This window comes from Flavicella sp. (assembly GCF_029238425.1).
In the GTDB taxonomy this organism is placed as follows: domain Bacteria; phylum Bacteroidota; class Bacteroidia; order Flavobacteriales; family Flavobacteriaceae; genus Flavicella.
The window spans coordinates 18235-27896 of record NZ_JAQWGB010000041.1; the positions used below are offsets into that span (position 1 = coordinate 18235).

Genomic DNA, 9662 nt, shown 5'->3' on the forward strand with positions numbered 1-9662 from the left:
CTATGAAATGTTCTGTGTACATCGCCACCAGCTTAGATGGTTTTATTGCTACCCATGAAGATAGTCTTGATTGGCTTCATACCGCTGGGAATGGCAAGAATTTGAAACCAGAAAACGCAGATATGGGTTTTTCGAATTATTTAGCTTCTATAGACTGCATTATCATGGGAAGAAAATCTATGGAAATAATTTCTAGCATGAACTTAACAGCAGAGCAATGGCCTTATGGAGACATTAAAATCATTATTCTTAGCAATACTATTTCCCAGGCACCTGAAAATTTGAATGGTAAAATAGAATTTTATTCTGGTGAACTATCAAAACTATTACAAAACTTAGAAGCTAAAGGTCATAAACACGCCTATATTGATGGTGGTACCACCATTCAAAACTTCATCAATCATGGTCTTATTGAAGAAATTACAATAACTAGAGCCCCTGTTTTACTAGGAGAAGGAAAACCTTTATTTGGAAAAACAAATAAGAATATCAAATTAACAAATCCATCAGTAATTGTATTTGATAATGATTTTGTTCAATTAAAATATAACGTTACTTACTAAAAAAAGCACCTGAATTCAAAGAACAAAGGTGCTTTTATTTTTAAAATATACTACTATTCATCTTCTAAAACCCAGGTTCTAACCCAATCGTATTTGGTGGTTCTATCATCCCATGAAGCTGTTTCAAAAATACTACCAGTCTCATCTACAGGATTCCAATCATAAGTTTCAATAGCCATAGTAATGTATCCTGCTATATCAAAATCTGTTGTTGGAACCACTGTATACACGTATTCTCCATCTAGATAAAACAATAACTCTGTAGGTGACTTCCACCAACAACCATAAACAAAAAAACGAGAATTATTTTTCTCTGTCAAATTTTTCACACCTGACTTTCTAGTTTCTTCATTAATATCGCAAGATCTTTTATGACGAATAGCATTAGAATGATAAATATTATCCCATTTTTTTGCCCACGAATGAGTCCCAGCATGCACACGTCCAACACACTCTTGAATATCTAATTCCAATTTCCTAATAGGACCATTATTACAATTTTGTTTCATCGCTATCCAAAAAGTAGAAGACATGATTGTTTTATTCGCCTGCATTCTACATTCATAATATCTACCTGGCTCGGCTTTTACCTTAGATCTAATAATTGCACCTCCATGTGTCCAGTTGATTCCTCTAAAATTTTTAGGGCTATCATATTTTAGGGTAGTAACATTTAAATTCCCATCACTGACAGATACATTTTTAGATTCAAACAAGGCTGGCTGTCTCCCATACCAACTAAAACCATCCGTCGCTGGATCACGGTGCCATTTATTATCATCAAATTGAGTTGCATTAAACTCATCTGAAAGGTTTTCAACCTTCACCCATTTCTTTCCAACAGGAGCCTCTACCCCATTTTGAACGGCATAAGGCCCTTCCTTTTTTAAAGAAACAATTACCTCAAAACTACAAGTAGAAGAATTCCCTGCTTTATCAACCACAGTATACTCATTTAAGGTTGAACCTATAGAAAAATGAGACCCTGAACTCAATCCTGCTGTTTGACTTGTAACAGCTCCTGCTTTATCGTCATAACCTTTAGGGGCGGCATAATTAACAATTATCGAATTTACTCCTTCAGAAACTTCCACTTCAATATCATCAACACATTCAATCGTTGGTTTTATTTTGTCATTTGATAAGTTATCGGTTTCTTCATTTTTAGCGCAAGCAATATTTGATAAACTAAATACCATCGCCAAGGACAAACAAAATTTTGATGTCTTCATAAATAATAATTTTAATCAAATATAAAGCAAGCGAAATGCGTTTTCTAAGCGGTATGATTTTCCAATCAGAACATATGTTCTAGAGCTCTTCTAAAAAACTTGATAAAAACTTAATCTTAAGTATTTCAATCCTTTTAGTGATATTTTCACTAATTAAACTGATGGTTTATTACATTCTTTTTTACATCTCCAGACTAATATTCACCAAAAAAAAAGTATAAAATCATGAATCTCAAAAAATAAATTTAAATTGATGTAATAATTTAAGAACTGGGACACTAACCTAATAAAAGCAATTTTGAGCAACGATTTTTATCAAACATCAATAGCACCATTCTCAGGAATTATTATAAAAATTTGTCGTGCCTATACAGATAGTCAAGAGGATTATGAAGACTATTATCAAGAAGTTTGTTTACAAATATGGCGGAGTAGAAATAATTTCAAAGACAAATCATCATGGAGCACTTGGATCTATAAAATCACTTTAAATGTTTGCATGACATTACTCAAGAAGAAAAAAAACAACCGAAATCATTTTGTTTCAGACACCAATATTCAGGAACAAATTTCAGAAAGCTCAGCATTTCCAGATGAAAATTTAAATATATTATATGATGCCATTAAAAAACTTTCAGAAATAGACAGAGCCATTATCATGCTCTATTTAGAGGAAACTCCTTATCAAGAAATTGCGAAAATTATTGGTACATCAGCCAATAATATCGGAGTTCGAGTGAAACGAATCAAGACGAAATTAAAAAAAATATTAGATGGAAAAATCGATTGAAACAATATGGAAAAATGGATTCCTAAAAGAGGACTCACTAGTAGCTCCGAAGGTAAATAATTTGTACAACCAGAAATCAATTCATATCATAGATAAATTCAAGAGAATGTTTAAAATCAATTTAATTTCAATTGTATTTTTCTCACTGGGCTTTTTAATTGTTACGTATTTTTTAGATTTATTAATTACAGGTATCATGTTCTCTATAATCTTGATGGCGCTAGTATTCATCAATAAAAAACTTCTAGAAAACCTATACAAATTGGACAAAGGAGCCAGTTGTTATGAATATTTAAATAAATTTAATTCCTGGATGAGTCATCAAATAAATTTAAATAAAAAATTTGCTAGGTATATGTATCCAATGATTTTTTTGTCCATCGTACTTGGTTTCTGGTTCCATGATGCCGAAGGTGTTTATCTTGGACAACGCCTTGTGGAAGAATTATCCTACCTTATTCCTAATGCTCCTATATATTATGGAGTCCCAATAATTTTATTTCTACCTTTTTTGGCCATATTTTTCCTTCTATACTACTTTGGAGGCACAATTTATAAATGGGATCTGAATATCGTTTATGGAAGGGTATTGAAAAAACTTAAAACCCTTTTAGAAGAAATAGAAACCATAAATACCATCAAATAAAAATATTATGACACTTGAACAAGCAACAATAGTATTAGAGAAACTCATTTTAGAAACAGAAAAAAAATCTTATTTAAGAACTTTAAAGAAATTCAGCTACCTCATAACTGCATTAAAAAAAAGAGAGTTTTCAGAAGATGAAATTGCAACCATCGAAAAACAATTGGCATTACTAGAAACTGATAAAAGTCCTAAATTTTATAGATCACAACTTCAAAAATTTCAGTCGTTTTTAAAATCAAATTTCTCTTTGGTCACAAAAAACTATTACACGGAATTAGGAACTGCTTTAGGTTTAAGCTTTGGGGTTGCATTGGGTACGTCTGTATTGTCCCATCTAGAAATATCAAATAGAATTACCTTTGGTATGCTTATCGGAATGGTTGCAGGTATGGGGATCGGAAAATACTTGGATCAAAAAGCCCAAAATGAATCAAGGGTTTTATAAATGACTTTAAATATTTCTTTCCTAATAATTAGTATCTTTCCTTTATAAAATTTAATTTCCATGTTTACGAAAAAGATTTACCCGTTATCCACGGTATTAAAATGGACTAGAAGATATATTTATTATTTTATTCCAATTTCTTTAGTCCCTGTAATTCTGTACGATATCCTTGATTGGAATTGGCTCCATTTACCTTGGCTCCCGATCGGTTTGATTGGTACGGCCTTAGCCTTTATTAGTGGGTTTAAAAACAATGCCTCCTATGGTAGATTATGGGAAGCAAGAAAAATTTATGGTGGGATCGTAAATAGCTCTCGGCTTTTGGCCACTATGCTAAATGATTTTATCACAAATGAATTTACAAAAGAGCCTAAATCTGAAGAAGAATTCTTTAACATTAAAAAAACTATTGTATTAAGACATATTGCCTGGATGACTGCCTTAAGACACGCTTTACGAGCAAAAAAAGGTTGGGAAACTACACATACAAACAGCTCAGACAAAGAACATATGTCGGGCATAAAAGTGAGAGAATATGAGTTTTCTTTGGAAGAAGAATTACAAGAATATTTATCGGATGTTGAAATGAAAGACGTGCTGAGCATGACGAACAAACAAGCTGCCTGTTTAAAACTACAATCTAAAAGTTTTAAAGAATTAAAGTTAGCTGGATTGATAGATGATTTTAGACATATTGAATTTAAAAATTTAATTGAAGAATTCTTTGGGCTTCAAGGAAAAGCTGAAAGAATTAAAAACTTCCCATACCCTAGGCAATTTGCAACACTTAATAATTTTTTCGTTTGGATATTTGTGATACTTCTTCCTTTCGGTTTGATGAATGAATTTGATCTCATTGGTGAAGAATTGTTGAAAGCAGGCAGTACTAACACCATTTATAATTTTATCGCAAATCATTTTGTGTGGCTTACCATTCCTTTTAACATTATTATTTCATGGGTCTTTATGTTGATGGAACGTGTTGGTGATGTTTCTGAAAACCCTTTTGAAGGAATGAGCAATGACGTTCCTATCACAACAATTTCTAGAGGAATTGAAATTGACATTAGAGAAATCATAGGAGATACAAAAGAAAGTATTCCATCCCAACATCCTGAACTTTTTAACACTCAAATGTAAATCAAAGCTTGTTCAACTCACAAAAAAATCACTTGTTTATTTGGTAAAAACAGACCAAAATCGAGTGATTTTTTATACTCTCAAACCATAATTAGATTGATTCACCCTTTTTAAGGATAAACACAAATTCATTAACATTAGTTAAAACCTAGGGTTTATGGTAGTTATAGATGCTTCCTTCCATAATTCTCTAAAAACAGATACTAGAACAAATGTTTTTTTCTGCTTTTTATAAGACTCTCTAAAATTTCATTCAAAGAATTTATCCTCCCTTTAACAATGCGTAGTACCTTTAATTTATTGATCTATCACAAAAACTAGACAAAAATACTATTTGTATAACAAAGCATTTTTTTTGGAATCACACACCTAATAAAGCTTCACATATTACCTAAATTGTGACTTTCATTAACTAAACCAAACCAAATGTTAAAAACCAAACAACTTAAATTTTGGTTCCTCTTTTTTGCATGTACTAGTACATTTGCTCAATTAGATGTTCCCTATTTTCAAAAACTACAAACAGAAAAAGTTACTTCATCAGACAAATTAGTATGGACACAATTCGGTCCTGGAACTTCAGGATACACCGAATTTTTTTGGTGTCATCCAACAGATCCATCAACCATTCATATGGCTCCTGATATGTTCAATGCCTATGGTTCTTTTGATGGCGGTAATTCTTGGCAAACTATCCTAGATTACGATGGAAACCCAAAAGACATGAGTAGAACTTATGATATTGAATTTTCTCGACAAAACCCTAATCTAGGTTTCGCAACAGATGAATTAGGAGGATTGTTCAAAACAACAGACAAAGGTAAATCATGGCAAAAACAAAGTTTCTCACTAGGGAAAGCACACAATGAAATCTCTGTAGATCCATCCAACGATAATAATTGGTTTATCGGTGCCGGAACTTTTTGGGATGTCAAAAGAAATCACAGAACCGAAGCCAATAAAATTGGGGTTCAAAGATCAACAGCCGATACTGGACATATTTACAGATCAACAAACAAAGGAGTTTCTTGGGAAAAAATCACAGCAGGTTTGCCCAATACTTTAAGCGTCTGCAAAATACTTGTAAACCCAAAAAATTCAAATAAAATTTTAATGGCAGCTAATACAGGTGTCTACAAAAGTATCGATGGTGGAAAAACATGGAATTCTAGCAATACCGGTTTGCCTAATAATGCGCCCAAAGATATGGCCTATTATTATGATGCATCCAATAATACCCTAATATATTATTTAATTGAACAAACTAAATATTACAAATCTGGCAATTCGTATGCCTCTACAGGAGGAATTTACAGAAGTACCAATGCAGGAGATAGTTGGACTTCAATTACTGGTGATTTAGCCATTGATTTAACCCAAATCAATAGCTACACAACAAAAAACTTTTACAAAAAAACAGTGGCTCACTGGCTAGGAGTCGACAAATCAACTATAGGAAATACCTACCCTACAAGCATATTACCTACGTATAATAGAATTGTCATCAACCCTAACAACCCACAAGAAATCTATATTTCTCATAACGTAAAACATGATTATTCTTTCGGACCAGGGGATGTATGGAAAACCATAAATGGTGGAAAAAACTGGTTTCCGGCCACTAGAACAGGATCATATTGGAGTAATGAAACTGACAAAAATTATTGGAACAATGTTAGAAATACTCCAAAAATATCTATCAACACTAAATTTGCGCATCTTCAGCATGAAATGGAGATAAGAGAAGAACTTTGGGGATGCAGGTTTCTTTCCATCAATTCAAATGGCGATTTATTTATTAGCCTTGACCAACAGATTTTAAAATCAACAGACCAAGGTGCCAATTGGACCCAAATAGATGACATAGAATCTAGTCCTGGTAGTAAAATTTGGACCGGTAAAGGTGGTAGCAACCTGCCAGGTCGTATGATGTTAGTTGAAACAGGAATCCCCGGCAGAAAATTATTTTGCAGTGGTGAACATGGATTATGGAAATCTGCCAATTCAGGCTCAAACCAAAGACCCATTGCAATTACACAAATAGAAGGTCAAGTAAACCCTGGGGGAGCTCATTCTACAGGTGCTGTAGCTGTACACCCAACAAATCCTGATATTATTTACACGGTACAAAATCGTCAAAACCATAGAGATGATTTTAGAAAATCAACGGACGGAGGCGCAACTTGGAATAACATTGGAGAGGTGATTGATTACCCAAATACAAACCTTTCTGCTGATGTGATGCATTGGAATTCTTTATTGGTTGATAAAAATGCTCCAAACAAAATAATTGTTTGTCTTACTAGCAATCCTGTTTCTGAGGTAGGTGGATTCAATAAATTAGATCATGGTAAATTTGGAGTATACAAAAGTACCAACGGAGGATCCACTTGGAATTTATCCAATAGTGGACTCCCTTCGGGTTGCAGTATTAATAGAATGGCCTTATTCCCATCAAACAACAACACTGTATATGCTGCATTAAATAGTGGTAGAAACGGAGTAAAGGGTGGTTTATACAGATCTTACGATAGCGCTTCTACCTGGAACAAAATAAACACTTTACCAGCTGATGTAACTTCAATTAATAATATATTCATAAATCCTAACAACAACGATATTTATATTGCTTGCGGAAGTTTTAGTGGTACTGCAGCACAAGGAGGAATATGGAAAAGTACAGACAAGGCAGCAACCTGGGTAAAAATATTTGAAATGCCTCAAGTATGGCAAGTAGAAGTCTCAAAAAAGAACAATAATATTATTGTTGCTACTGTTGGGAGACATAAAGATTTTCTCAACGGTGGAGCATATATCTCAAGAAATGGAGGAACTACTTGGATCAAAGTGAGCAAAAACTTAGCGAACCATGATAGAATTACCGATATAAAAACAGACCCAGATGATGAAAATGTTTTCTGGTTATCAGAACTAGGAAGTGGTTGGTATAGAGGGCAATGGTACCCTTCAAGCACTCCACCTTCCACAGGTGATGAGCACTTTTATATTCTTAACAGACAAACTTCTAAAAAAATAAGACCTTCAAATGATACTGATGGGGCTACCTTAATACAAGTTCCTTCTTCCTGGTCTGGAGATTTTACAAGATGGAAAACCATCGATACGGACAATAATTATTTCTATTTACAAAACATTGAAACAGGAATGTACTTTAGACCTGATGGAGATTTGGATGGTGATGACTTAAGTCAAAGACCAACGAATTATACCGGAACCTATACACAATGGAAAAAGGTAACTACCACGGATGGATATTTTTATTTACAAAATAGAGAAACCGGAATGTATTTTAGACCCGAAACAGATGCTGACAACGCTATTGTAATTCAAAGACCTATAAGTTATTCTGGTAATTGGACACAATGGAAATTCGAGTATATCTCAGGAAGCGCTTCAAAAGAAAATTTCAAAAAAGAAAGTAATGCTTCCGATATCTCAAAATCTATTAGAATTTATCCGAACCCTTCTTCTTCCGGAAACATTCACATAGCATTGCCTGAAGAAACTCGTGCCACTATTACAATTTTCAACATCAATGGATCAAAAGTCTATAAGGGAATTCACAATAATAGCACTTCTACTATTTCAACAAACAACCTTAAAAATGGAATGTACTTTGTGGAGATTCAAACTGGGACTCAAAAATTAGTACACAAATTAATTATTAAATAGGAATATTAAGTCCCAACAAAAGTCGTTTTGTGTTTTCAAAGCGGCTTTTTTTTATGATTATACCCCATTATTTTACTCACATTTATTGAACTTGAACATTTGTTCTAGTTACTGAGCTATTTGAACAAGAACTTGGCACTATTAAAATGTAATATTGCCTAACAATAATAACCAATAAACATTTTATAATGAAAAAAGTAACACAATTATTCTTTGCCTTATTCTTATTCGTTGCAGTAAGCGGATTCTCTCAAGAGAAAAAAACCTTTAAAGGAGCCATGGAACATGCAAATTTCACGGAGCAAGAAATGGCTGAAGCTACAAAACTGAACAAAGCAAAAAGCAAAGAAATCAAAGCAGTAAAAGCGCAAAATCTACCTAAAGACAAGGAAAAAGAACAAATTAAAAAACTAAAGAACAAAACGACTCAACAAATTAAAAAAATTGTTGGTCCTGAAAAAATGAAAGCAATGAACTCTTACTGGAAAAAGTAATTGAATTCATATGATTAGTTTAGTTGAAAAGAGAAACCTTTGGTTTCTCTTTTTTTGTTACAAAACTTTATAGCTATCTTTTACGATATTCTAAAACATTTCAAAAAAAATTAACGTTTATCCATTTATTGAGATGTAACTTTGCCAAACGATTCTGAAAACCTAATTTTGAATCTGTGCCGACCTACTAAAACAGTTCTATGGCGAGTAAAAAATCTTCTGAATTAGAGTTCATCGCCTTAATGGCATTACTGATGGCCAATGTAGCCATGTCTATAGATTCCATCCTTCCAGGGTTATCACAGATAGGAAGTTCTATTGGAAATCCTAGCAACACAGATTTGCAGTTACTCATTACTATGATTTTTTTAGGGCTAGGAATCGGTCAACTTATTTTCGGGACCTTGTCAGATAGTTTAGGGAGAAAACCGATTGTTTATTATGGTTTTACATTATTTATAATCGCAAGTTTCATTTGCCTGTTTGCTCAAGATTTAAGCACTATGTTAATCGGAAGGGTTCTACAAGGCATTGGACTTTCCGCACCAAGAACGATAAGCGTATCCATCATTAGAGATAAATATTCAGGAAACTACATGGCAAGAATTATGTCATTTGTGACTGTAATTTTCATTCTTATTCCAATGGTTGCTCCT

Annotated in this window: 9 protein-coding genes; 8 read left to right on the forward strand and 1 reads right to left on the reverse strand. The window is 33.2% G+C overall.

Going from position 1 to position 9662, the window contains the following annotated elements:
• Nucleotides 1-2: 2 nt before the first annotated feature.
• Nucleotides 3-563 carry a dihydrofolate reductase family protein gene (locus P8H68_RS02780; protein ID WP_300321315.1) on the forward strand — a complete coding sequence of 187 codons (561 nt, stop codon included), beginning with the start codon at nucleotides 3-5 and terminating at the stop codon, nucleotides 561-563.
• A gap of 53 nt (nucleotides 564-616) precedes the next feature.
• Here P8H68_RS02780 and P8H68_RS02785 read toward each other — a convergent pair whose 3' ends face one another.
• Nucleotides 617-1795, reverse strand: a complete 1179-nt coding sequence (locus tag P8H68_RS02785) for an HYR domain-containing protein (protein ID WP_300321317.1) — start codon at nucleotides 1793-1795, stop codon at nucleotides 617-619.
• Nucleotides 1796-2093: 298 nt separating this feature from the next.
• Between P8H68_RS02785 and P8H68_RS02790 the strand changes: the two genes are divergently transcribed.
• From P8H68_RS02790 to P8H68_RS02820, 7 genes are all read left to right on the forward strand, one after another.
• A complete protein-coding gene (locus tag P8H68_RS02790; RefSeq protein WP_300321319.1) occupies nucleotides 2094-2585 on the forward strand; it encodes a sigma-70 family RNA polymerase sigma factor in 492 nt (163 codons plus the stop codon).
• On the forward strand, nucleotides 2569-3231 hold the full coding sequence (locus P8H68_RS02795) for a hypothetical protein (RefSeq protein WP_300321321.1): 663 nt from the start codon (nucleotides 2569-2571) through the stop codon (nucleotides 3229-3231). Before P8H68_RS02790 ends, P8H68_RS02795 begins: the two co-directional genes overlap by 17 nt.
• Nucleotides 3232-3238: 7 nt before the next feature.
• A complete protein-coding gene (locus P8H68_RS02800; RefSeq protein WP_300321323.1) occupies nucleotides 3239-3679 on the forward strand; it encodes a hypothetical protein in 441 nt (146 codons plus the stop codon).
• 60 nt (nucleotides 3680-3739) lie between these two features.
• A complete protein-coding gene (locus P8H68_RS02805) occupies nucleotides 3740-4819 on the forward strand; it encodes a bestrophin family ion channel (RefSeq protein WP_300321325.1) in 1080 nt (359 codons plus the stop codon).
• Between the two features lie 426 nt (nucleotides 4820-5245).
• Nucleotides 5246-8512 carry a T9SS type A sorting domain-containing protein gene (locus tag P8H68_RS02810; protein ID WP_300321328.1) on the forward strand — a complete coding sequence of 1089 codons (3267 nt, stop codon included), beginning with the start codon at nucleotides 5246-5248 and terminating at the stop codon, nucleotides 8510-8512.
• Between the two features lie 188 nt (nucleotides 8513-8700).
• Entirely contained in the window at nucleotides 8701-9006 is a 306-nt protein-coding gene (locus tag P8H68_RS02815; protein ID WP_300321330.1) for a hypothetical protein, read from the forward strand.
• A 200-nt stretch (nucleotides 9007-9206) separates the two neighbouring features.
• Nucleotides 9207-9662, forward strand: a 456-nt coding sequence (locus P8H68_RS02820; RefSeq protein ID WP_300321332.1) for an MFS transporter, incomplete at its 3' end; no start/stop codon positions are given.